Genomic DNA, 22,995 nt, shown 5'->3' with positions numbered 1-22,995 from the left:
CGGCTGCGGGGAAGATAGCTGGATCGATTAAATGACACCAATTGGACACGGTTCGGCAACACGGGCTGAACCTCGCCCGGAAAGAGTAGATCCGCTGACGATGTGATCGCCAGCACTCACGGTAAGTTACATCGATGTTTCATCGAGCCGTGATGTTAGGCCGGTCGTGTACACCGAGCGCAACCCGTGGCGAACCCACGACCCGGCGGCGCGATTGGTCGCCGACTTGCGAAGTTCGGGGCGGATGGTGCCCGGCGGGCCACGGCACGGGAGACGAACGGGCGGCCCGTGGGTGACAGAGCGACACGCTGCGTCACAAGCCTGGCGGTGCGGTGATCCGGCCGTTCCGGGAACGGACGGTGATCGCCGGAACTTCAGCCTCCCGGGCGACAGAACCCGGGCCGCCGACCCCCAGCGCCCCAATGTGGCCTTGGGGCGCTTGAAGCCGGGCTACCAGGACCGCAGCGTCACGATCCGCTCCTCGAGCTGCTCGACGGTCGCCATCGCGGTCACCGGGCCGCCGCAGACCCGCCGCAGCTCGTTGTGGATCGCCCCGTGCGGCTTCTTCGTGCGGTGGTGGTACATCCCCACCAGGGCGTTCAGCTCCTTGCGCAGCGCACCGAGCCGCTCGCTCACCGACTGCGGGCGGGCCGTCGGCGGCGCCGCTTCCTCCTTGGCCGGCTTGCGGCGCTTCTCGTCCGCGATCTGCTCTTCCTGCCGTTTCCGCAGCAGCGCCCGGACCTGGTCCGGCTCGAGGAGCCCCGGCAGCCCCAGGTACTCCTGCTCCTCGTCCGAGCCCGAGAACACCGCGGTGCCGAACGAGTTGCCGTCGTAGATGACCTGGTCGAGCTCGGCCGAGGCGCCCAGCGAGGTGAACGCCTTCTCCTCCTCGCCCGGCTCGTCCTCGGTGCGGTTGGCCTGGGCGAGGAGCTCGTCCTCCCAGCCTTCCTTCTCCCGGTGCGGCTTGCCGAGCACGTGGTCGCGCTGGGCCTCCAGCTCGCTGGCCAGCTCCAGCAGCACCGGCACCGACGGCAGGAACACGCTCGCCGTCTCGCCCTTCTTGCGCGCCCGCACGTACCGGCCGATCGCCTGGGCGAAGAACAGCGGGGTCGAGGCGCTCGTCGCGTACACGCCCACCGCCAGGCGCGGGACGTCGACGCCTTCGGAGACCATCCGGACCGCCACGATCCAGCGCTCGTTCGTCTCGGAGAACTCCTTGATCCGCCCCGAGGCCTTCGGGTCGTCCGAGAGCACCAGCGTCGGGGTCTCCCCCGAGAGGCGCTCCAGGATCTTCGCGTACGCCCGCGCCGACTCCTGGTCGGTCGCGATCACCAGGCCGCCCGCGTCCGGCACGCTCTGGCGGACCTGCGACAGCCGCGTGTCGGCGGCCTGCAGCACCGCCGGGATCCACTCGCCCGCCGGGTCGAGCGCCGTGCGCCACGCCCGGGCGTTCTGCTCCGCCGTCAGCGGCTCGCCGAGCCGGGCGGTGAACTCCTCGCCCGCGCTGGTGCGCCAGGAGGCCTCCCCCGAGTAGGCCAGGAAGACGACCGGCCGGACCACGCCGTCGGCCAGCGCGTCCGCGTAGCCGTACGCGTGGTCGGCCTTGCTGCGCTGGAAGCCGCCCGCGTCCGGCTCGTAGGTCACGAACGGGATGGCCGAGTCGTCGGAGCGGAACGGCGTCCCGGTCAGCGACAGGCGCCGGACCGCCGGGGTGAAGGCCTCGCGGATCGCGTCGCCCCAGCTCTTCGCGTCGCCGCCGTGGTGGATCTCGTCGAGGATCACCAGCGTCTTGCGGTTCTCCGTGCGCACCCGGTGCAGCGTCGGGTGCGCCGCCACCTGCGCATACGTCAGCGCGACGCCGTTGTAGTCCGACGAGGTGACGCCGGTGCCGTTGCGGAAGTTCGAGTCGATGGCGATGCCGGCCGCCGCGGCCGAGGCCGCCCACTGGTGCTTGAGGTGCTCGGTCGGCGTGACGATGGTGATCGCCTCGACCGTGCGGTCGCTCAGCAGTTCGGCGGCGATCCGCAGGCCGAACACGGTCTTGCCGGCGCCGGGCGTCGCCACCGCGAGGAAGTCCTTCGGCTTCTGCGTCAGGTACTTCGTGAGCGCCCGCCGCTGCCACGCCCGCAGCGGGCGCGCGGTCGAGTCCTTCTCCGCGGGAGGCGCCCCGAGCTGCGTCTCCGTCATGCCGGTCCTCCCCCTCGCTCATGCCTGTGACGTGCGAAAACCCTCACTGTGGCACCGACTTCGGTATCGGCGGCTTCGGTGAGGGCACTGGAGCGAGTCTACCGGCCGGGTCCGACAGTTCCGGGCACCGGCACGGGTGACGTCCGCCGACACGCCCGGCGGCAGGGGGTGTGACGAGCCAAATCAGCGGCGATGGACCATGCTGGACACGTCATGGATGAGGTGGAGCCGTCCGCAGCGACGAAGGTGGCCCGCAAGGGGCCGTGGCGGCTCGTCACGCGCACGTTCGCCAAGGCCTGGGAAGGCAACATCTTCTCCGAGGCCGCCGAGGCGGCCTTCTGGCAGACGCTGTCGCTGCCGCCGCTGCTGCTCGGCCTCCTGGGCGCGCTGGGCTTCGTCGGCGAGTGGTTCGGCGCCGGCGTCGTCACGGCCGTGCACGACCGGATCATCGGCTTCTGCCGGACGGTCTTCAGCACGAACGCCGTCCAGGACATCATCGAGCCGACCGTGAACAGCATCCTCACCGTCGGCAAGGGCGAGATCGTCTCGGTGGGCTTCCTCATCTCGCTGTGGGCGGGTTCGTCGGCGATGTCGTCGTTCGTGGACGCCATCACCGTCGCGCACGACCAGTACGGCGTCCGCAACGACGTCTGGCAGCGGATCTTCGCGCTCCTGCTCTACCTGTGCGGCCTGGTGATCCTGGTCGTCGGGCTGCCGCTGCTGGCGATCGGCCCGGACCTGCTGCCGGAGTTCTTCCCGGCTGCCTGGCGCCCGACCGTGACGTCCTGGGTGAGCGCGCTCTACTTCCCGACCCTCGGCGTGATGATCACCCTCGCGCTGACCACGTTGTACAAGCTCGCGCTGCCGCGGAAGCTGCCGTGGCACCGCGGGCTGCCGGGCGCGGTGCTCGCCATGGTCGTGTTCCTGCTGTCCTCGGTCGGCCTGCGCGTCTACCTGAACTGGATCACCAAGACCGGCTACACCTACGGCGCGCTGGCCGCGCCGATCGCGTTCCTGCTGCTGATGTTCTTCATCGGGCTGGCCGTGGTCGGCGGCGCGTACTTCAACAGCGCGATCCAGGAGCTGTGGCCGGCGAAGGCGACGCGGCGGCAGCGGCGCAAGTGGCGGCGGCTGGAGATGGAGCGCGCCTCGGAGCGGCTGCGCTCGGAAGAGGGCCGCAGGCTGTGGGACCGCACGACGACGCCGCTGCGGCGGCCCCGCGCCGAGGACGGCTCCCCCAACGGCAGCGAGCCCGAGCCGTCCGAAGAGGACACGCCGTCACCCAGCGCGCCGGAACCGGCACCCAGCGCAGCTCAGGGTCGCGGGTCCACCGAAGGGACGACCCGGAATCCACCCCCAGGCTGAGTCGCTCCTCAGGTCGGACATGGGACGCTTCCCCCGTCACTGACGCAGGCGTCGGTCGCCGCGTCATTCCCGAGGGGGTTTCCAAGCCATGTCCGTGCTGGCCAGACTGAGCCTGCGCAACCGGAGCCTGATCGGCCTGCTCGCGCTGGTGGTCGTCGGCTTCGGCGCCTTCGCGCTGCCGCAGCTCAAACAGCAGCTCTTCCCGTCGCTGCAGTTCCCGCAGGCCCAGATCGTCACCGCGTACCCCGGCGCGTCGCCGGACGCGGTCGACCGGCAGGTCTCCGAGCCGCTCGAAGGCGGGCTCCAGGGCCTGAAGGGCCTGGAGCAGATCACGTCGACGTCGTCGGACGGCGTTTCGCGGGTCGTCGCGCGGTTCGAGTTCGGCACGGACATCGACGCCGCCGTCTCGCAGATCCAGCAGGTGGTCAACCAGGTCCGGCCGCGGCTGCCGCAGAACTCCGAGCCCGCGGTGTCCGCGGGCAGCACCGACGACCTGCCGGTCGTGCTGGTCGCCGCGGGCACCACCGGGGACCCGCAGGCGCTCGCGCCCGCGCTGACCGACCAGGTCGCGCCGGAGCTGCGGAAGATCGACGGCGTCCGCACGGTGACCGTCACCGGTGTGCAGCAGCCGCGCGTCACGATCACGCTCGACTACGCGAAGCTCGCCGCGGCCGGTGTCGACCCGGCGTCGATCGCCACCACGCTGCAGACGGCGGGGGCCGCGGTGCCGGCCGGCACGCTCACCGAGAACGGCAAGACGCTGTCGGTGCAGGTCGGCGGCGGCCAGACCACTGTGGACAGTCTCCGCGCCCTGTACCTGACGCCGGCCACGCGGGCAGGCGCCTCGGCCAGGGGTCCGGTGAAGCTGGGCGACGTCGCCGACGTCCAGGCCGGGTTCGCGCCCCCGACGTCGATCACGCGCACCAACGGCAAGCCCAGCCTCGGCCTCTCGATCACCATGGTGGACAACGGGAACGCCGTCGCGATCTCCCAGGCGGTCCGGGACAAGCTGCCGGACCTGGCGAAGAAGACCGGCGCCGAGATGAGCGTCGTGTTCGACCAGGGCACCCCGGTGAAGGACGCGATCAGCGGCCTGACCACCGAAGGCCTGCTGGGGCTGGCCTTCGCCGTCGTCGTCATCCTGCTGTTCCTGCTGTCGGTGCGCTCCACGCTGGTGACCGCGGTGTCGATCCCGCTGTCGGTGGTCGTCGCGCTGCTGGCGCTGTGGACCGGGGACCTCTCGCTCAACCTGCTCACCCTCGGCGCGCTGACCATCGCGATCGGCCGGGTGGTGGACGACTCGATCGTGGTGCTGGAGAACATCAAACGGCATCTCGCCTACGGCGAGGAGAAGCAGCGCGCGGTGCTCGACGGCGTCCGCGAGGTGGCCGGCGCGGTGACGTCGTCCACGCTGACGACGGTCGCGGTGTTCCTGCCGATCGCGTTCGTCGGCGGGTTCGTCGGCGAGCTGTTCTCGCCCTTCGCGATCACCGTGACGGTCGCGCTGCTGGCGTCGCTGCTCGTTTCGCTGACCGTGGTTCCCGTGCTGGCGTACTGGTTCCTGAAGCGGCCCGAGGTCCCGGCGGACGCCGTCGAGGCCGAACGGGCACGCGAAGCGGCCGTCGAGAAGGAGCGCCGCAGCTTCCTGCAGCGCGCCTACCTGCCGGTGATCCGGTTCGCGACGCGGCGGCGGCTGACCGTCGTCCTGCTGGCCCTGCTGATCTTCGCGGGCACGGTGGGGCTCGCGACGCGGCTCAACACGAACTTCCTCGACCAGTCCGGCGGCACCACGCTGAACATGACGCAGAAGCTGCCCGCCGGCACCAGCGTCGAGGCGAAGGAGAAGGCGGCCACCGCCGTCGAGCAGGCCCTCGCGGCCGAGCCCGCGGTGCAGACCTACCAGGTGAGCATCGGCGGCGGCGGGGCGTTCGGCTTCGGCGGCGGGACCAACACGAGCATCTCGGTCACCGTCGCCAAGGACACCGACCTCGACGCGCTGTCGGACCGGCTGCGGTCCAAGCTGACGTCGCGGCCCGAGCTGGGCGAGGTCAAGATCGGTGCGGACGCGTCCGGGTTCAACTCCGACCAGGTGTCGGTGACCGTGACCGCGCCGTCGGAGGCCGCGCTGAAGCCGGCGTCCGACCAGGTGGTGCAGGCGCTGCGCGGGGTGTCCGGGCTGACCGAGGTGTCCAGCGACCTGAGCGTCGGCTCGCCGCGGGTGCAGGTCGAGGTGGACGACGCCGCGGCCGCCGCGCGCGGGCTGTCGGCGAGCACCATCGGGCAGATCGCCAACCAGGCGATCGCCGGGCGCACGGTGACGCAGCTGCCGGTCGGCGGCCAGCGCACGGACATCGTCCTGCGCGCCGGCACCGCGCCGGTCACGGTGGACCAGGTTCGCGGGCTGCCGATCCCGGGCCCGGCCGGCGTCGTCCGGCTCGACGAGGTGGCTCGCGTGTCCACTGTGGACGGTCCGGCGTCGGTGCACCGCACCGGCGGCGACCTGAGCACCACGGTGACCGCGAAGAACACCGGCGACGACCTGACCAAGACCACCGCGGACATCAAGTCCAAACTGGAGGGATTGACGTTCACCGGCGGGGCGGCGTACTCGCTCGGCGGCGTCAGCCAGGACCAGCAGGAGGCGTTCTCGAACCTGTTCCTGGCGCTGCTGGCGGCCATCGCGATCGTGTTCCTGATCATGGTGGCGACGTTCCGGAGCCTGATCCAGCCGCTGATCCTGCTCGTGTCGATCCCGTTCGCGGCGACCGGTGCGATCGGGCTGCTGCTGGCCACCGGCACCGCGCTCGGCCTGCCGGCGCTGATCGGCATGCTGATGCTGGTCGGCATCGTGGTGACCAACGCGATCGTGCTGATCGACCTGATCAACCAGTACCGGGCGGAGGGGATGAGCGTCGCCGACGCCGTCACCGAAGGCGGCAGGCGCCGGCTGCGGCCGATCCTGATGACCGCGGCGGCGACCATCTTCGCGCTGGTCCCGATGGCACTGGGGATCACCGGCCAGGGCGGGTTCATCGGCCAGCCCCTCGCCATCGTGGTGATCGGCGGCCTGGTCAGCTCCACCCTGCTGACCCTGGTCCTGGTCCCGACCCTCTACACGATGGTCGAGACCCGCAAGGAACGCCGGAAGGCCCGCCGCGAAGCCCGCCGAACCCCCGCCCAGGCCCCCGAATCGGAGTCCCTGAACCCCGAACTCGCGTGACCGGAGGGGCATCACCCGTGATCAGAGGGGCATCACGCGTGATTGAACGGGCATCGGAGTGATGCCCCGCCAATCACGCGTGATGCCTCCTCAATCACGGGTGATGCCCCTGCAGTCACGTGTGATGCCCGGTCCCGCTCACTGGCGGAAGCGGTAGGTCTTGCTGTCCCAGAGGATGCAGATGCTCGGGGCCATGACCACCACGCGGAGGGTGTTGTCGCGCTCGTCGAAGTCGATGCCCTCGACCTCGAACGAACCCGAACAGCCGCTGCGGAGCGGGAGCTGGCCCAGCGAGGTGACGTGGGCGGTGACGTCGGCGCCGGACAGCGGGCCGGCCAGGTCGACCTGGAGCAGGGGCTTGGTCGTGCCGAAGAGGCTGCCCTCCGGGTCGTCGGACGCGCAGAGCAGGCGGGTCGCGGTCTGGAAGTCGCAGCCCTGGACGTCGCGGACCGGGTGGTCGAGGCGGATCGCCGAGGCGTACGGGAGGTTCTGCGCCGGGTCCTTGGCCACCACGCCGGGCATCGGATGCACCAGGAGCCGGTCCATGGTGCCCCACTCCCCCGCCACCAGCCAGCGCGCGTCGGGCGACACCGCGGCGAAGGAGTTGTTGTTCGCTTCCCACGACTCGAGGTTGTGCTTGTAGTTGGCCCACGAGCCGTCCGGGGCCTGGACGCGGAACAGCTTCGCGCCGCGGTCGTCACGCTGGTAGGGCTCGACGTACCAGCCCTGGGCCGAGCCCGGGTCGCCGACGTGGTTCCAGCCCTGGGAGTTCAGGTCGGCCGGGATGGTGCCGATCCCGGTGTAGCGGATGGTGGTGCCCGACGGGCGCACGATCGTCGCGAGGCCCTGGCTCTCGTCGAGGGCCCGGGCGTTGTCGGAGCCGACCTCCGTCCAGCCGGTGACGGCCTGGGCCAGCGCGGGCGAGACCACGGCGAGCAGGGCGGCGAGGGTGAGCACGATCCCGGTTCTGCGCATGTGCGACTCCGGTGGGTGAGGGAACCTGGCTCGCAGGATTTACCAGGACTCCCGCACCCGGCACACCCGCCGAATGAAGGTTTTTCACGTTTGTTCGACGACTTGTCCGGTTCCGGACAGCGCCGATTCAGGACGCCGGTTCAGGACAGCGCCGGTTCAGGACAGCCGAAAGCCCCGGCGGGCTCACCCGCCGGGCTTCGGGGCCGGGCTCAGTCGCCCGGGCGGAGGCCGTCGAAGATCTCCTTGCAGGCCGGGCACACCGGCGACCCGGGCTTCGGCGACTTCGTCACCGGGAAGACCTCGCCGCACAGCGCCACCACGTGGTTGCCCATGACCGCGCTCTCGGCGATCTTGTTCTTCTTCACGTAGTGGAACATCTTCGGAGAGTCGTCGTCGGTGGTGTCCGTGCCCTCGGGCGTGGTTTCCGGCTTCGTCAGCGTCTCGGTGCTCACCCGACCATTGTGCCCGAGTCCCCCCGCGAAAGGTCTCCGGCCTGGCAGGATCCCCGGCATGTTCCAGAAGGTGCTCGCGACGTTCGGCTCGGGCGGGGCGCGGATCGACGCCCGCCTCCTCGACCGGACCACCGCCCCCGGCCGCCCGCTCCACGGCGAGGTCCTGCTGCTCGGCGGCGAGGTCGACCAGGAGATCAACGGGCTCGCGGTGACACTGCTGGCCCGCGTCCGGGTGGCCGACGGCCGGACCGAAGACCTCCCCTTCGGCACCCAGCAGCTGGTGGGCGGCGAGACCATCCGGGCCGGGCAGCAGATCCGCGTGCCGTTCGAGCTGCCCCTGCCCTGGGAAACGCCCGTGACCAGCGTCTACGCCAAGCCGCTTGCCGGCACGGCCGTCGGCGTCCGGGCCGAGCTCGACCTGGCCGCCGCGGTCAGCGACCCGTTCGACGCCGACGCCGTCGCGGTCGAACCGCTCCCGGCGCAGAAGCGGATCCTGGACGCGCTGAGCCGGCTCGGCTTCACCTTCCGCGAGGCGGTTCTCGAACCGGGCCGGGTCGACGGCGCCCGGCAGCAGCTGCCGTTCTTCCAGGAGATCCGCTTCACCCCTTCGCCGCGCTTCGCGACCATCTTCTCCCAGGTCGCGGTCACCTTCCTGACCTCGGCCGAGCGCACCGACGTCGTGCTCGAGGTCACCAAGCGGGTCCGCGTCAGCAAGACCGGCGGCTTCGGCGGCCGCGGCCAGGACTTCCTCGGCATGTTCACCGTGAAGCCGGACGTCGACTGGGAGAAGCAGCTCGAAGCCTGGCTCGACCAGGTCGCCCGGCCGCGCGGCATCTTCGACTGATGGAGTGGTCCGAGGCGATCGGCGAACTCGGCGGCGGACCCGGCGCCTGGCCGCGGCTCGAAGCCCGGTACGCCGAGCCCCACCGCCGCTACCACACGCTCGCCCACGCGGCCGCCGTCGCGCGCGACTCCGCCTGGCTGGCCGAAGGCCTGGACGACACCGACCGCGCGATCGTCGCCGTCGCGGCTTGGACGCACGACGTCGTGTACGACGCGAAGCCCGGCGAAGACGAACGAGCCAGCGCTGCCTGGGCCCGAGAAGCCCTGAGCGGGGTGGCCGAAGCGCACGTCGAGCGCGTCGAAGGCCTGATCCTCGCCACGATCGGGCACGACGCCCCGCCGGACGACCTCCTGGCCACCGCCCTCCTCGACGCCGACCTGGCCATCCTCGGAGCATCCGAAGAGCAGTACGCGGGGTACGCCCGCGGGGTGCGCGAGGAGTACGCGAAGTACCCCGACGACGTTTGGCGCGCAGGCCGCATCGAAGTCCTGGAACGCATGCTCGCGCGCGAGCTCTACCGCAGCGGAACCGCGCGGACACGCTGGGCGAGCGCCGCCGAAAAGAACCTGACCGCGGAGCTGACCCACTGGCGCCGGGCGCGGGGCGATCACCGATGATGGTCCCTCGTGACTACCGCACTCTCGCTGCACGAAGAGGTCGCCTCGGCGCTGCGTGACGGGCACCCCGTCGTCGCGCTGGAGAGCACCATCCTGTCCCACGGCCTCCCGCCGGGCCGCAACCTCGACGTCGCCCGCCGTCTCGAAGGCGTGGTCCGCGACGGCGGCGCCGTCCCGGCCACGATCGCGGTGCTCGACGGGCGGGTCGTCGTCGGCCTCTCCCCCGCCGAGCTCGAGCGCGTCTGCGCGCCGGACGCCGGCCTCGACAAGCTTTCGCTGCGCGACCTCGGCCCGGCCGTCGGCCTAGGCCGGTCGGGCGCGACGACCGTGGCGAGCACGTCGGTGCTGGCCGCCGCGGCCGGGATCGGGATGTTCGCCACCGGCGGGCTCGGCGGCGTGCACGTCGGGGCCGCGCAGTCGTGGGACGTCTCGGCGGACCTCGGCGTGCTGGCGAAGGTGCCGACCGTCGTCGTCTGCTCCGGCGTGAAGTCGGTCCTCGACATCCCGGCCACCCTCGAGGTGCTGGAGACGAACTCGGTGCCGGTGCTGGGCTACCGCACCGGCGACTTCCCGGCGTTCTACCTGCGCTCGTCGGGTCACCAGGTCGGCTGGCGGGTCGACGACCCGAAGCAGGCCGCCGCCGTGATCGGCGCGCACCGGGCGTACGCGGATTCCGGTGTCCTGCTGGCGAACCCGATCCCCGAAGCGTCCGAAATGGACCGGGAGCTGCACGACCGGCTGCTCGCCGAGGGCCTGGCGCTCGTCGAAGAGCAGGGCGTGCACGGCGCCGACGTCACCCCGGTGCTGCTGGAGCACTTCCACACCGCCAGCGGCGGCGTGAGCATCGACGCGAACGAGGCGCTGGTGCTCAACAACGCCAAGCTGGCGACCGAGGTCGCGGTGGCGCTGGCATGAGCGGGATCGTGGTGGTCGGCGACGCGGCGCTCGACGTGATCGCCCGGCACGACAAGCCGCTGCCGCACGGCGGCGACGCCCGCGCGAAGATCCGGTTCACCGGCGGCGGCTCGGGCGCCAACACGGCGCTGTGGCTGCGGCACCTGGGCGCGGAGACGACGCTGGTCGCCCGGATCGGCGACGACCCGGGCGGCCGGCTCATCCGGGCCGAGCTGGAAGCGGCGGGCGTGCGGTGCGCGTTCGCCGTCGACGCCGAGGCGCCGACCTGCTGCGTCGTCGTCATGGTCGACGGCTCGGGGCAGCGCAGCATGCTGGCCGACCGCGGGGCGAACCAGCGGTTCGCGCCCGAGGACGTCACCCCCGAGGCACTGGTCGGGGCGAGCCACCTGCACCTGTCCGGGTACGTGCTGCTGGACCCGCCGTCGCGCGCGGCCGGGCTCGCCGCGCTGGCCGCGGCTCGCGAGGCGGGGTTGACCACGTCGGTCGACCCGCAGGCCGCCGCGCACATCACCGACCCGGCCGCGTTCCTGGCCGACGTCCGCGGGGTCGACCTGCTGATGCCGAACACCGAGGAGCTGGTCGCGCTGACCGGCTCGGCCGACCCGGCGTCGGCGAAGGAACTGCTCGGCACGGTCGGCGCGGTGGTCGTCACCGCCGGGCTCGACGGGGCCAGCTGGGTCGACGCGGGCGGCGTCACGAGCGTGCCGGCGGTCGAGGCGGAGTGCCTCGACTCGACCGGGGCGGGTGACGCCTTCGACGCCGGCGTGCTCACCGGCTGGCTGGCCGGGGAGTCCACTGTGGACGTCCTGCGGCACGGGACCCGGCTGGGCGCGCTGGCCGTCGGGAAGGTGGGCCCGCAGCCCGGCTAGCCGTCGATCACCCGGTGGCTGGTGCTTTCGATCGCCTTCGCCTCGCGCTGGTAGGTGTTCACCTTCTCGGACTTGCGGGGCGGGCGGTCGTTGGCGATCAGCACGGCGATCCACGGCAGCGGCACGGAGATCGCGAGGAACCCGAGCGCCAGCCACCAGGTGTGGTAGGTCAGCCCGGCGAGGATCAAGCACGGGATCCGGCAGGCCATCATGATCACGTACTTGCGCTTGCGCGCGGCGAGCTGCTCTTCGTACGACCGGGCCGCCCCGGTGATGAGCACCGGGGGCGAGTCCTTGGCGGGCATGGTCACTGCACCACCTCCGCCGTCCATCGTCCCACTTGCGCGGTTCATCCGACACCTGGGTGACGCAACTTGCTCAGTGCCGCCAGCACGAGGGTCTCGATCCCGGTGCTCAGGGTCGGGTGCAGGACCGGGGCGAACCGGGGCGAGTGGTTGGACGGGATGTCGCGCTCGAACCGGCCCTCGGTCATCGCCGTGATCACCGTCTGCGGGTCGAAGCCGCCGACCAGCCAGAACACCGACGGCACGCCCGCCGCGCGGCCGAACTCGCTGAAGTCCTCACTGCCGGTGACCAGCGGTGCCGGCAGCACGACGTCGGCGCCGAAGCGGCCGCGGAAGACCTCGGTGAGGGCTTCGTTGGCGGCCTCGTCGTTCTCGGTGATCGGGTAGGAGCCGGACCGCTCGATTTCGGGCGGTTTCGGCGCGCCGGCCGTGGCGGCCTCGCCGTGCACGATCCGCTCGACCGCGGCCAGCACCCGCTCGCGCACGGCCTGGTCGAAGGACCGGACGTTGACCTCGAGCACGGCGTCGTCGGCGATCACGTTGCTCGCGGTGCCCACGTGCAGCGAACCGACGGTGACCACGGCGGAGTCCGTGGCGGCGATCTCGCGCGACACGATCGTCTGCAGCTTGAGCACCACCGACGCGGCCAGCACGGCCGGGTCGACGGTGGTCTCCGGGCGCGAGCCGTGCCCGCCGCGGCCGTGCAGGGTGACGCGCAGCGTGTCGGTGGCGGCCATGATCACGCCGGGGCGGGTGAGCACCCAGCCGGCCGGGCCGGGCACCAGGTGCTGGCCGAACACGACGTCGGGCCGGCCCGCGATGTCGAACAGGCCGTCGCGGACCATCGCCGCCGCGCCGCCCGCGCTCTCCTCCCCCGGCTGGAACACCACCAGCAGCGTGCCGGCCCAGGTGTCGCGGCCCTTCGCGAGCAGCGCGGCGGCGCCGGAGAGCCAGGTGGCGTGCATGTCGTGCCCGCAGGCGTGCATCACCGGGACGTCGGTGCCGTGCTCGTCGGTGCCGCGGGCGGTGCTGGCGTACGACAGGCCGGTCTTCTCCTCGACCGGCAGCGCGTCGATGTCGGCCCGCAGCAGCACCGTGGGCCCCTCGCCGTTGCGCAGCACGCCCAGCACGCCGGTGCCGGCGATGCCGGTGTGCACCTCGTAGCCGTCGCCTTCGAGCCGCCGGGCCAGCTCCGCCGCCGTCCGGGTTTCGGCGAAGGAGAGCTCCGGGTGCCGGTGGAGGTCGATGTACAGCGCTTCGAGTTCGGGCAGCGCCGCGTCGAGCGGGGCGAGGACGCGTTCAGGGGTCACAGGGGCCATCGTGGCAGCATTACCCACCGTGAGCACGCGAAGTGGATTGCCCGACCTGTCCGACGACGTCTGCGCGCGGCTGCGCGAAGCCTTCCGGCGCACCTCCTACGACGCCGACGGCGTGGTGGCGGCCCTCGGCGGGGCCGCGCACGCGGCGCTCGGCCGCGGCGAGCCGGTGCCCGCCGAACGAGCGAGCCGCGACGCGGGTGACCTCGGCACGCTGATCCGGCTGTTCCTGCTGGGCGGCACCGAGCCGGAAACCGCCGTCAAGGCCGCCTTCGCGCCCCTTTCCCCCGAAGACGCCGTTGCCGCCGGCGTGCTGTGGGCCGTCGACGGCGGCTACCGGGCCGCGCTGGACATCCGGCCGCACGGCGACGACGAGGGTTCCTGGTGGGTGGTCGCCGACCTCGACGCCGACCTGCTGGGCCACACCGTGCCCGAGGACCACGTGCTCGGCGTCGGCCACGCGTCGCTGTCGCTGATCCGCGCGACCAGCCGCCGCCCGGTCGGCACCCTGCTCGACCTGGGCACCGGCAACGGCGTCCAGGCACTGCACGCGACCCGGCACGCCGAGCGCGTCACCGCCACCGACGTCTCCTCGCGCGCCCTCGCACTGGCCGCGGCGACCTTCCGGCTGAACGAACTGGACGTCGAGCTCGTCCGGGGCGAGTGGTTCGCGCCGGTCGCGCGGCGGAAGTTCGACCAGGTCGTCTGCAATCCCCCGTTCGTGGTCGGCCCGGCGCGGGTCGACTACACCTACCGCGATTCCGGGCTGGCCGGCGACGACGCGAGCGCGCTGGTCGTGCGGCAGCTGCCCGGCTTCCTGAACGACGGCGGCACCGGCCACCTGCTCGCGTCCTGGCTGCACACCTCCGGCGAGGACTGGGCCGACCGGGTGAGCCGCTGGCTGCCCGCCGAGACCGACGCCTGGTTCGTGCAGCGCGACGTCGCCGATCCGGCGCTGTACGTCGGCACGTGGCTGCGGGACGCGGGCCTCGACCCGCGCTCGCCCGAGGGCCGGGCGAAGGCGGCGGCATGGCTCGACTGGTTCGCCGCCAACGACGTCCGGGGCATCGGCTTCGGGTTCGTCACGCTGCGGCGCGCGGCCGGGCGGACGCCGACCGTCGTGTGCGAGGACCTGCGGCAGGCCTACGACGACCCGCTGGGCCCGGAGGCGGCGGGCTGGCTGGACCGCGTGGAATGGCTGCGCGAGTCGGGGGATTCATTGCTGAATGTCCGTTTTGTGGTGCCCGACACGGTTTTGCTCGAGAGCGTCGAAGAACCCGGCGACGAAGGCTGGGCGACGACCGTCCGGCGGCTGCACCGCACCGACGGGCCGGGTTGGCAGCACGAAGTCGACGACCTGGCCACGAGGTTGCTCGCGGGCTGCCGCGGCGCGCTGCCGCTGGAGGACCTGATCGAGCTGCTCGCGGCCGCTCAAGGGCTGGCGGCCGAAGAGCTGGCGGCCGCGGCGCTGCCCGTCGTCCGGGAGCTCGTCCGGCACGGGATGCTCGTCCCGGCGGGCCGGTGAGGGCGGTCGCGGCCCGCGTCACGCGGGCGGACGTGACGGTCGGCGGCGAGGTCGTCGGCGCGATCAACGAGCCGGGTTTGCTTGTGCTGCTGGGAATTCACGTCGACGACGACGCGGCGAAGGCCGCCGTGATGGCTCGCAAACTGCACGAACTGCGGGTGCTGCGCGACGAGGAATCATGCGCCACGGCGAATGCGCCGCTGCTCGTGGTGAGCCAGTTCACGCTCTACGGCGACACGAAGAAAGGGCGGCGGCCGTCGTGGACCCAGGCGGCCCGGCCGGAGGTCGCCGAGCCGTTGGTGGACGCCGTCGTGGCCGAGCTGCGCGGCCGCGGCGCCACCGTGGCGACGGGCAAGTTCGGCGCGATGATGGCGGTGTCGAGCGTGAACGACGGCCCGTTCACGGTTCTCGTAGAGGTCTAGACCACTTCGGAGTGGTTCACTTCTTGACCCGATTCATATGGAATTCTCAGGTTCCCCGGTCACGGAACGTTCTCAGGAAAAGCTCAGCCTTGATTCAGCAACCGGATCGCTCCCGCAGCCGTCTTCTTCTATGACGAGCCGGGAACGTTTTGGGAACCCGGAGCGTTGTGCCAGATGTCCAGCCAAGCCGGCCGGACCGGCGTACCGGGATCCACAGGCCCCGGTCCGCGGGTACGCACCCGGTGGACGACCGCAGCAGCACGTTCAGCCCGTGACCGGGGAGGCAGAATGTCAGTCCAGACTCTCGAACGCGAGTCGCGCGGGATTCGCGAGCGCATCCCGGCTCAGACGACCGAGGAGCCGTCGATGGGCGTGGGGGCGCTCACCGACGCCGACCTCGACGCCCAGAGCCCCGCCGCCGACCTCGTGCGCGTCTACCTCAACGGCATCGGCAAGACGGCCCTGCTCTCCGCGGCCGACGAGGTCGAGCTGGCGAAGCGCATCGAAGCCGGCGTGTTCGCCCAGCACATGCTGGACACCGCCGAGGAGCTCACGGCCAAGCGCCGCACCGAGCTGGCCGCGCTGGTCCGCGACGGCCACGTGGCGAAGAACCACCTGCTGGAAGCGAACCTCCGCCTGGTGGTCTCGCTCGCCAAGCGCTACACCGGCCGGGGGATGCCGCTGCTCGACCTGATCCAGGAGGGGAACCTGGGTCTGATCCGCGCGGTGGAGAAGTTCGACTACTCCAAGGGGTTCAAGTTCTCGACGTACGCCACCTGGTGGATCCGGCAGGCGATCACCCGGGGCATGGCGGACCAGGGCCGCACCATCCGGCTGCCGGTCCACCTGGTGGAACAGGTGAACAAGCTGGCCCGCATCAAGCGCGACCTGCACCAGCAGCTCGGCCGCGACGCGACGCACGAGGAGCTGGCGGCCGAGTCGGGCATCCCGGCGCACAAGATCTCGGACCTGCTCGACCACTCGCGTGACCCGGTAAGCCTGGACATGCCGGTCGGCACCGAGGAGGACGCCCCGCTGGGCGACTTCATCGAGGACTCCGAGGCCACGGACGCGGAGAGCGCCGTGATCTCGGGCCTGCTGCAGGACGACCTGCGCCGCGTCCTGGCGACGCTGGACGACCGCGAGCAGCACGTGATCCGCCTGCGCTACGGCCTCGACGACGGCCAGCCGCGCACGCTCGACCAGATCGGCAAGCACTTCGGGCTGTCCCGCGAGCGCGTCCGCCAGATCGAGCGCGAGGTCATGTCGAAGCTGCGCCAGGGAGAGCGGGCCGACCGGCTCCGCGCGTACGCCAGCTGATCCGTTTCACAGAAGGGCGGGTGCCTCGTGCACCCGCCCTTTTCTGCGTTCCCGCAACCCGCTGACCAGGCGTTCGGCGCGAACGGAGATTTTTCCACGAAAACGGGGTTTCACCGTTCACGCGCCTGGGTAGCAACCCTCCGGCAGCACCCGTTCGGCGCGTTGACTTATGACCTGCGTCACGCCAGCCTCGTCTGAGGCGCCACCGGAGCGACCGTGCCGGCCACAGGCCCAGCAATCGGGTGTGCACGCACCCGGGCGCTTTCCCCGGGAGGTCGGGTCCGTCGGGGTGGACCCGGCCTCCCGACCATTTCGCCACACCGAACGGACGACACGCGTACCCAGACGGACGACTCGCGCACCTGAACGGACGACACAACCGGGGCACGACAGCGACCCGGTCACGTGGGGTGGCCCACAGTGACCGGATCCTTCTGTCCGGCAAAAGAACGTCCTGCGTAGGGTGGACCGATCCCGGAGCTGGCAAAGGAGCCTGGCAGTGCCGTCCACCACGTTTCAGCACACAGAAGTCCTCCCGCTGGGCAAGGACACCACGACCGAATACCGCTTGGTCACCGACGAGGGCGTCGAGACCGTCGAAGCCGCCGGGCGCACCTTCCTGAAGATCGCCCCGGAGGCGCTCACCACGCTGGCCCGCACCGCCATCACCGACATCCAGCACCTGTTGCGCACGTCACACCTGCAGCAGCTGCGCGCGATCGTCGACGACCCCGAAGCGTCCGGCAACGACCGGTTCGTCGCCATGGACCTGCTGCGCAACGCCGCCATTTCGGCCGGCGGGGTCCTCCCCATGTGCCAGGACACCGGGACCGCGATCGTCATCGGCAAGCGCGGCGAAGGCGTCCTCACCGGCGGTGACGACGAGCGGGCCCTCTCCCGCGGCATCTTCGACGCCTACCAGCAGCTGAACCTGCGGTACTCGCAGATGGCACCGGTCAACTTCTGGGACGAGCGCAACACCGGGACCAACCTCCCGGCTCAGGTCGAGCTCTACCACAAGGACGGCCAGAACGACCCGGCCTACGAGTTCCTCTTCATGGCCAAGGGTGGCGGCAGCGCCAACAAGACGTTCCTCTACCAGGAGACCAAGGCCGTCCTGAGCCCGAAGCGGCTCGCACGCTTCCTGGACGAGAAGCTGCGCAGCCTCGGCACCGCGGCCTGCCCGCCGTACCACCTGGCGATCGTCGTCGGCGGCATGTCGGCCGAGTTCAACCTCAAGGTCGCGAAGCTCGCCTCCGCGCGCTACCTCGACAACCTGCCCACCGAGGGCTCCGAGCTCGGCCACGCCTTCCGCGACCGGGACCTCGAGCAGCAGGTGCTCGAAATGACCCGGCAGTTCGGCATCGGCGCGCAGTTCGGCGGCAAGTACTTCTGCCACGACGTCCGCGTCATCCGGCTCCCCCGCCACGGCGCGAGCTGCCCGGTCGGCGTCGCCGTCTCCTGCTCCGCCGACCGGCAGGCCAAGGCCAAGATCACCGCCGACGGGGTGTTCATCGAACAGCTCGAGCGCGACCCGGCCCGGTTCCTGCCCGACGTCACCGAGGAGGACCTCTCCGACGACGTCGTCGCCGTCGACCTCAACCGGCCGATGGCCGAGATCCGCGCCCAGCTCTCCCAGCTGCCGGTCAAGACGCGGCTTTCGCTCACCGGGCCGCTGGTCGTCGCCCGCGACATCGCGCACGCCAAGATCGCCGAGCGCCTCGACGCCGGCGAGGAGATGCCGGACTACTTGAAGAACCACCCGGTGTACTACGCGGGCCCGGCGAAGACCCCCGAGGGCTACGCGTCCGGTTCGTTCGGCCCGACCACGGCCGGGCGGATGGACTCCTACGTCGAGCAGTTCCAGGCCGCCGGCGGCTCCCTGGTGATGCTGGCCAAGGGGAACCGTTCGAAGCAGGTGACGAACGCCTGCCAGGCCCACGGAGGCTTCTACCTCGGCTCGATCGGCGGCCCGGCGGCGCGGCTGGCGCAGGACTGCATCAAGAAGGTCGACGTCCTCGAGTACGCCGAGCTCGGCATGGAAGCCGTCTGGAAGATCGAGGTGGAGGACTTCCCGGCCTTCATCGTCATCGACGACAAGGGCAACGACTTCTTCGCCAGCACCGGCGATCCAGTGCTGCAGATCAGCTTCCGCTAGACGAGCAATGCGTAACTCGGTCGGTGGCCGGGTGATGCCCCAGATCATGGAGCTGGGTGGTCATCCCGTCGCCTGAGGCCGTCAAATCACTTTGAGCCGGGCCCGCAACCCAAAGACCAACACGAGCTGACAGCGCAAGCTTGCGGGCCCGGCTCAAAGTGATAGGCCTCAATCAGGCGACGGGATGACCACCCAGCGGCCCACCCCTCCAGAAGGCGAGGTGGCAGCGGCAGCCGTGGTCATCCCAGAGCCTGCCCGTCCGGCGAGGACATGCTTTTCTGCTAAGGCCGCGGCAGAAGTGTCCTCTCTGCCGCGGCAGAACGGAACGAAGAAGGGGGACACCGGCCCGCCGCCGGTGTCCCCCTTCTCCGTGCGCTCAGCCGACGCGCTCGATCCGCGCGCGCCGGATGAGGAACTTGCCGGGCTCCCGGACCTGTTCGAACGCCGCGTTGTTGAGCAGCGTGCAGCTGCCCGACACCGACGTCACCTCCACCGTCGTGGACTTCGAGTTGTCCAGGTTGGTCACCTTCAGCTTGGTCCCGGCCGGGAACTGGTTGCTGGACGCGGCCGGCGCGCCGCCCTCGCCCGAGAGCGTCACCGTCGAACCGGGGCAGACGACCTGGCCCACCGCGCCACCGTCGCCCGCGGCCGGTTTCTCCTGCTTCTTCTGCTGCCCGGGCGCCTGCGCCTTGCCGGGCGCGTTGCCGGAGTTCCCGGGCGCGGCCGCGGCCTGGCCGTTGTTCGCCGCGACGTTCGCCGTGCAGCCCGCAACTTGCCGCCGCTGCTGGATCAGGTCCACCACGGCCTGCCGGTTGGCGATCCGCGCGGCCGACTGCGCGTCCGGGTTCGCCTGCTGGCCCGCGATGAAGTTCAGGTTGTTCTGCAGGGCGGTGTCGAGCCCGCCGCAGTTCTCCTTGGGCGCTTCGGCCGCGTTGCCCGCGGGGCTGCTCAGCGCGATGGCGGTCGCGGTGATACCGGAAACACCCAGCAACGCGGCCAATCCGACGGTCGCCTTCTTGCGGTGCCGGCCACTGCTCAACCGGGGCATGGGCCCCTCCTCTCTGATCGCCACCTCACTCGGGGACACGGGCCGGTCACGGCGGCGGTTCAGCGGGAGCGCGGACAATTTTCGACAACTTCGACGCTGAGCGGACCACGCTCAGTCCGTGGTCCGGACCACGGCGCGGCGGTTGTCCACTGCGGACGGCAAGCGGCCCCCGGGGACGTTCCCCGGGGGCCGCGGTCCGGACCGCTACTTCGGCGGCGTGGTCTTCAGCACCACCGTGCGCTGGTCCAGCGGCGCGGCCAGGGTGACCGAGATGACCGGGTACCGGATGTCCATCGTGCACATCTGGTTGGTCTGGGCCTTCGTCTCGCTCAGGTTCACCACGACGTGGTCGCCCGCCTGTTCGGCCGCCTCGCCCAGCGCGTGGCCGCAGCCGCCTTCCTGGGCGCGGATGTTGAGCACCGTGCCGCCGTTGGCGGTCCAGACCTCGCGCGGGAACCCGGCGGGGAGTGCGGTCGCGTCGATCTTGTCCGCCGGGACCGGGGTGCTGCCCTCGGGCACGGTCAGCCGGGGCTTGCCCGGCGGGTTGGGCTCCGGCGGCGCCGGGAGCACCGATCCACTCGGCGACGACGACGCCGGTGCAGGTACCGACACGCTGCCGGTCGAACCCACGGGCTGATTGGCGGGGATGTCCCGGCCGGCACAGGCCGTCACCACCAGCAGGAGCGCGCCTGTTCCGACCACCTTCGCTGAGTACCTCATGCCCCCAAGACGGAACGGGGGCGCCCGGGGGTTGCACCGGAAATGGTCTGGGAGGGCGTTCCCGGGCATCCCGGGACCGCCCTCCCAGCGTCGGTGGTGGTCAGCCCTGCCGGAGGACGACCGTGCGCGTGCCGAGCGGCTCCGCCAGCGTCAGCGGGACCTTGATCTCCTTGATGTAGTCCGGGCACATCTGGCCCTTGGGCGCCGAGAGCACGGTGATCAGCACGACCACCTGCTGGGCCGTCTGCTCGCCGACGCGCGCCGAGATGCGGCGGCAGCCACCCTCCTCGGCCTGCAGGATCACCGTCTTGCCGTCGAGGCTGCGGGTGAGGCTGCGCGGGTAGCCCTCGGGCAGCGCGCGGGCGTCGACCTGGGACTCGGCGATGACGTCGTCGCCCGGCGCGATGCCCTGCGTCGGGCGCCCGACCGTCTGGGACGGCGGCGGGCCGAGCGTGGGCGTGACAGTCCCGGGCGCGCTCGCCGACGTCGTCGGCGTCTCGGGTGCCGGGGTGGTGCCCGCCGGGGCGCCGGCGCCGGAATTCGCGGCGCAGGCCGTCGCCGTGAGCAGCAGCAGGCCCGCGCCCAGCAGTTTCACCGTGGTAGGCATACCTGCCAGACGGAGTGCACCGGCCCGAGGTTGCATCGGTTCACCGATGAGCCACCCGGTCCAGCCGAGTCGTGAAGCTCAGCCGGTCGCCGCGGTACAGCGACCGCACCCGCTCGAACGGCACCCCGTCCGGGCCCCACGAGACGCGGTGGGTCAGCAGCATCGGCAGCGCCGGGTTCGTCCCGATCAGCAGCGCCTCGCGCGGCGTGGCCAGCACCGTCTCGACCCGCTCCTCCGCACCGGCGGGCTCCACGCCGAGCTGCTCGCTCAGCGGCTGCTCCGGGGTGAACACCTCGAGCAGGTCCGGGCATCGCGACGCCAGGAGATATGTCGACTCGAGCCCGACGCGCTCGTCGCCGGCCAGCAGGACCCGCTCGAGGTGGAACACCTCGGCGTCCGGCGTCACCTGGAGGTCGGCGGCCAGTGCCCGGCCGGCCACGCGCCGCTCCAGGGTGATCACGCTGCGGCCCGGCCGGATGCCCGGCCGCCGTCCCGCCGGGACCAGCGGCTGGACGAGCTTCGGGCCGGCGATGTACGTGCCGCTCCCCTGCCGACGGCTGAGCCTGCCCTCGAGCACGAGCTCCGCGACCGCTTGCCGTACGGTCGCCCTCGACACTTCGAACCGTTCGCACAATTCCCGTTCCGTGGGCAGCGCCGCGCCTTCGCCGAGTTCCTCGATCACCGCCAGCAGTTCGACCTTGACCGCGTAGTACCGCGGGACGCGGCCGTGCTCGGGAATCCCGTCGAGGACGGGACCGTCGGCGGACAGGCGGGAATGGCGCGAAGGGGCGGGCACGGAACCGACCCTATTCGGTTTCCGGTGCGCCGTGGTTCGCTGTGGCACGCAACACGGCCGACCGCTGGAGGATCACCCGGATGCCCCCGACTTCCCTCAACCGCAGGCTCGGTCTCGCCGACGCCGTTTTCCTGGGCCTGGGCTCGATGATCGGGGCCGGGGTGTTCGCCGCGTTCGCCCCGGCCGCGCGCGCCGCGGGGGCCGGATTGCTCATCGCATTGGTCCTCGCGGCCGTCGTCGCCTACTGCAATGCGACGTCTTCGGCACGGCTCGCCGCGATTCACCCGGAATCCGGCGGCACTTACGTTTACGGCCGGGAAAGGCTCGGTGAATTCTGGGGATATCTCGCCGGGTGGGGATTCGTCACCGGGAAGACGGCCAGCTGCGCGGCGATGACGCTGACCGTCGTCGCCTACGCCGCGCCCGGGCTCGGGCAGCCGTGGCGCGGGCTGCTCGCGGTCGCGGTGGTCGCCGCGCTCACCGCCGTCAACTACTTCGGCGTGCACCGCTCGGCGCTCGCCACCCGGGTGATCGTGTCGGGCACCCTGCTCGTGCTCACCGCGGCCGCGGTGGCGATGGCCACCGGGCCGTCCGCCGGCGGCCCGCTCGTCGCCTGGCCGGGCGGCGGGGGCGTGCTCGAAGCGGCCGGGCTGCTCTTCTTCGCCTTCGCCGGGTACGCGCGGCTCGCCACCCTCGGCGAGGAGGTCCGCGACCCGGCCCGGACGATCCCCCGCGCCATCCCGCTCGCCCTCGGCATCACCCTCGTGGTGTACGCCGCGCTCGCGGTGCTGCTGCTCGTCCGGCTCGGCCCGGCCGCGCTCGCCGCGAGCCCGGACCCGATCGCCGCGGCCGTCCCCGGGTGGCTCGCGCCGGTCGTCCGGGTGGGCGCGGCCGTCGCCGCGCTCGGCTCACTGCTCGCGCTCATCCTCGGCGTCTCGCGCACGACGCTGGCGATGAGCCGCGACGGCCACCTCCCCCGCTTCCTGGCCGCCGTGCACCCGCGCTACCGGGTGCCGCACCGGGCCGAGCTCGCGGTCGGGCTCGTCGTCGCCGTGCTCGCCGCGTCGATCGACCTGCGCGCCGCGATCGGCTTCTCGTCCTTCGCCGTGCTGACCTACTACGCGATCGCCAACGCCGCGGCGTTCACGCTGCGCGGGACGGCCCGGCCGGTCGCCGTCCTCGGCCTCGCCGGCTGCGTGGTGCTCGCCTTCAGCCTGCCGCTGCCTTCGGTGCTGGCCGGCTGCGGTGCACTCTTGCTGGGCGGTCTGGCCTACGGCGTTCGTCGGATCCGCCGGTGAGAAATCACCCAACCGCCCGAAAGATCCGAAGAAAGT

The 22,995-nt window shown here is 71.6% G+C and carries 20 protein-coding genes; 11 read left to right on the top strand and 9 right to left on the bottom strand.

Features of this window, described 5'->3' with window-relative positions; all coding sequences use genetic code 11:
• Positions 1-450: 450 nt before the first annotated feature.
• Complete coding sequence (locus tag ACWEGE_RS28985) at positions 451-2,187, bottom strand: DEAD/DEAH box helicase (RefSeq protein WP_449663605.1); 1,737 nt, start codon at positions 2,185-2,187, stop codon at positions 451-453.
• A 213-nt stretch (positions 2,188-2,400) separates the two neighbouring features.
• On the opposite strand from ACWEGE_RS28985, the gene ACWEGE_RS28980 reads away from it, so the two are divergent.
• Together ACWEGE_RS28980 and ACWEGE_RS28975 are read left to right on the top strand one after the other, a co-directional pair.
• Positions 2,401-3,552: a YihY/virulence factor BrkB family protein gene (locus tag ACWEGE_RS28980; protein ID WP_449663604.1), complete on the top strand. Its 1,152-nt coding sequence runs from the start codon at positions 2,401-2,403 to the stop codon at positions 3,550-3,552.
• Between the two features lie 88 nt (positions 3,553-3,640).
• A complete protein-coding gene (locus tag ACWEGE_RS28975) occupies positions 3,641-6,772 on the top strand; it encodes an efflux RND transporter permease subunit (protein WP_449663603.1) in 3,132 nt (1,043 codons plus the stop codon).
• Between the two features lie 138 nt (positions 6,773-6,910).
• Here ACWEGE_RS28975 and ACWEGE_RS28970 read toward each other — a convergent pair whose 3' ends face one another.
• Positions 6,911-7,747, bottom strand: coding sequence for a hypothetical protein (locus tag ACWEGE_RS28970; RefSeq protein ID WP_449663602.1), 837 nt, complete (start codon positions 7,745-7,747; stop codon positions 6,911-6,913).
• A 209-nt stretch (positions 7,748-7,956) separates the two neighbouring features.
• Positions 7,957-8,199, bottom strand: a complete 243-nt coding sequence (locus ACWEGE_RS28965) for a DUF3039 domain-containing protein (protein ID WP_449663601.1) — start codon at positions 8,197-8,199, stop codon at positions 7,957-7,959.
• A 58-nt stretch (positions 8,200-8,257) separates the two neighbouring features.
• Here ACWEGE_RS28965 and ACWEGE_RS28960 point away from each other — a divergent pair, with 58 nt between their 5' ends.
• The 4 genes from ACWEGE_RS28960 to ACWEGE_RS28945 are packed head-to-tail and all read left to right on the top strand — an operon-like array spanning position 8,258 to position 11,444.
• Positions 8,258-9,043: a sporulation protein gene (locus ACWEGE_RS28960; RefSeq protein WP_449663600.1), complete on the top strand. Its 786-nt coding sequence runs from the start codon at positions 8,258-8,260 to the stop codon at positions 9,041-9,043.
• A complete protein-coding gene (locus ACWEGE_RS28955; RefSeq protein ID WP_449663599.1) occupies positions 9,043-9,660 on the top strand; it encodes an HD domain-containing protein in 618 nt (205 codons plus the stop codon). The genes ACWEGE_RS28960 and ACWEGE_RS28955 overlap by 1 nt, the downstream gene beginning before the upstream one ends.
• Positions 9,661-9,669: 9 nt before the next feature.
• Positions 9,670-10,575, top strand: a complete 906-nt coding sequence (locus tag ACWEGE_RS28950; protein ID WP_449663598.1) for a pseudouridine-5'-phosphate glycosidase — start codon at positions 9,670-9,672, stop codon at positions 10,573-10,575.
• Complete coding sequence (locus ACWEGE_RS28945) at positions 10,572-11,444, top strand: carbohydrate kinase family protein (protein WP_449663597.1); 873 nt, start codon at positions 10,572-10,574, stop codon at positions 11,442-11,444. Before ACWEGE_RS28950 ends, ACWEGE_RS28945 begins: the two co-directional genes overlap by 4 nt.
• Here the strand turns inward: ACWEGE_RS28945 and ACWEGE_RS28940 are convergent.
• On the bottom strand, positions 11,441-11,776 hold the full coding sequence (locus ACWEGE_RS28940) for a DUF3099 domain-containing protein (RefSeq protein ID WP_449663652.1): 336 nt from the start codon (positions 11,774-11,776) through the stop codon (positions 11,441-11,443). The genes ACWEGE_RS28945 and ACWEGE_RS28940 overlap by 4 nt on opposite strands.
• Before the next feature lie 17 nt (positions 11,777-11,793).
• Positions 11,794-13,059: an amidohydrolase gene (locus ACWEGE_RS28935; protein WP_449663596.1), complete on the bottom strand. Its 1,266-nt coding sequence runs from the start codon at positions 13,057-13,059 to the stop codon at positions 11,794-11,796.
• A gap of 28 nt (positions 13,060-13,087) precedes the next feature.
• Here ACWEGE_RS28935 and ACWEGE_RS28930 point away from each other — a divergent pair, with 28 nt between their 5' ends.
• From ACWEGE_RS28930 to ACWEGE_RS28915, 4 genes are all read left to right on the top strand, one after another.
• Positions 13,088-14,590 (top strand): DUF7782 domain-containing protein, encoded by a 1,503-nt coding sequence (locus tag ACWEGE_RS28930; protein ID WP_449663595.1) that lies wholly within the window; start codon positions 13,088-13,090, stop codon positions 14,588-14,590.
• Positions 14,587-15,012 carry a D-aminoacyl-tRNA deacylase gene (gene dtd, locus ACWEGE_RS28925; RefSeq protein WP_449663594.1) on the top strand — a complete coding sequence of 142 codons (426 nt, stop codon included), beginning with the start codon at positions 14,587-14,589 and terminating at the stop codon, positions 15,010-15,012. The genes ACWEGE_RS28930 and dtd overlap by 4 nt, the downstream gene beginning before the upstream one ends.
• Positions 15,013-15,300: 288 nt before the next feature.
• A complete protein-coding gene (locus ACWEGE_RS28920) occupies positions 15,301-16,332 on the top strand; it encodes a sigma-70 family RNA polymerase sigma factor (RefSeq protein WP_449663593.1) in 1,032 nt (343 codons plus the stop codon).
• 499 nt (positions 16,333-16,831) lie between these two features.
• On the top strand, positions 16,832-18,490 hold the full coding sequence (locus ACWEGE_RS28915; RefSeq protein ID WP_449663592.1) for a fumarate hydratase: 1,659 nt from the start codon (positions 16,832-16,834) through the stop codon (positions 18,488-18,490).
• A 376-nt stretch (positions 18,491-18,866) separates the two neighbouring features.
• On the opposite strand, the gene ACWEGE_RS28910 is transcribed toward ACWEGE_RS28915, so the two are convergent.
• From ACWEGE_RS28910 to ACWEGE_RS28895, 4 genes are all read right to left on the bottom strand, one after another.
• Positions 18,867-19,538, bottom strand: a complete 672-nt coding sequence (locus ACWEGE_RS28910; protein WP_449663591.1) for a hypothetical protein — start codon at positions 19,536-19,538, stop codon at positions 18,867-18,869.
• Positions 19,539-19,742: 204 nt separating this feature from the next.
• Positions 19,743-20,240: a hypothetical protein gene (locus ACWEGE_RS28905; protein WP_449663590.1), complete on the bottom strand. Its 498-nt coding sequence runs from the start codon at positions 20,238-20,240 to the stop codon at positions 19,743-19,745.
• Between the two features lie 118 nt (positions 20,241-20,358).
• Positions 20,359-20,865, bottom strand: coding sequence for a hypothetical protein (locus ACWEGE_RS28900; RefSeq protein WP_449663589.1), 507 nt, complete (start codon positions 20,863-20,865; stop codon positions 20,359-20,361).
• Between the two features lie 40 nt (positions 20,866-20,905).
• Entirely contained in the window at positions 20,906-21,661 is a 756-nt protein-coding gene (locus ACWEGE_RS28895; RefSeq protein ID WP_449663588.1) for a GntR family transcriptional regulator, read from the bottom strand.
• Between the two features lie 80 nt (positions 21,662-21,741).
• Here ACWEGE_RS28895 and ACWEGE_RS28890 point away from each other — a divergent pair, with 80 nt between their 5' ends.
• The gene (locus ACWEGE_RS28890; protein ID WP_449663587.1) at positions 21,742-22,959 is read left to right on the top strand and encodes an APC family permease; all 1,218 of its coding nucleotides are present in this window, start codon (positions 21,742-21,744) and stop codon (positions 22,957-22,959) included.
• The last annotated feature ends 36 nt before the right edge of the window (positions 22,960-22,995 follow it).

Source organism: Amycolatopsis sp. NPDC004747, assembly GCF_053601335.1.
Note: the sequence above shows the minus strand (reverse complement) of the source record. Positions and strands in the feature narration are given on the sequence as shown.

What these genes read in the sequence shown, in the direction of transcription:
- ACWEGE_RS28970 (WP_449663602.1), bottom strand. Translation starts at nt 7,747, where the DNA reads ATGCGCAGAACCGGGATCGTGCTCACCCTCGCCGCCCTGCTCGCCGTG.
- ACWEGE_RS28985 (WP_449663605.1), bottom strand. Translation starts at nt 2,187, where the DNA reads ATGACGGAGACGCAGCTCGGGGCGCCTCCCGCGGAGAAGGACTCGACC.
- ACWEGE_RS28960 (WP_449663600.1), top strand. Translation starts at nt 8,258, where the DNA reads ATGTTCCAGAAGGTGCTCGCGACGTTCGGCTCGGGCGGGGCGCGGATC.
- ACWEGE_RS28980 (WP_449663604.1), top strand. Translation starts at nt 2,401, where the DNA reads ATGGATGAGGTGGAGCCGTCCGCAGCGACGAAGGTGGCCCGCAAGGGG.
- ACWEGE_RS28900 (WP_449663589.1), bottom strand. Translation starts at nt 20,865, where the DNA reads ATGCCTACCACGGTGAAACTGCTGGGCGCGGGCCTGCTGCTGCTCACG.
- ACWEGE_RS28910 (WP_449663591.1), bottom strand. Translation starts at nt 19,538, where the DNA reads ATGCCCCGGTTGAGCAGTGGCCGGCACCGCAAGAAGGCGACCGTCGGA.
- ACWEGE_RS28920 (WP_449663593.1), top strand. Translation starts at nt 15,301, where the DNA reads ATGTCAGTCCAGACTCTCGAACGCGAGTCGCGCGGGATTCGCGAGCGC.
- ACWEGE_RS28945 (WP_449663597.1), top strand. Translation starts at nt 10,572, where the DNA reads ATGAGCGGGATCGTGGTGGTCGGCGACGCGGCGCTCGACGTGATCGCC.
- ACWEGE_RS28890 (WP_449663587.1), top strand. Translation starts at nt 21,742, where the DNA reads ATGCCCCCGACTTCCCTCAACCGCAGGCTCGGTCTCGCCGACGCCGTT.
- ACWEGE_RS28940 (WP_449663652.1), bottom strand. Translation starts at nt 11,776, where the DNA reads ATGGACGGCGGAGGTGGTGCAGTGACCATGCCCGCCAAGGACTCGCCC.
- ACWEGE_RS28975 (WP_449663603.1), top strand. Translation starts at nt 3,641, where the DNA reads ATGTCCGTGCTGGCCAGACTGAGCCTGCGCAACCGGAGCCTGATCGGC.
- ACWEGE_RS28955 (WP_449663599.1), top strand. Translation starts at nt 9,043, where the DNA reads ATGGAGTGGTCCGAGGCGATCGGCGAACTCGGCGGCGGACCCGGCGCC.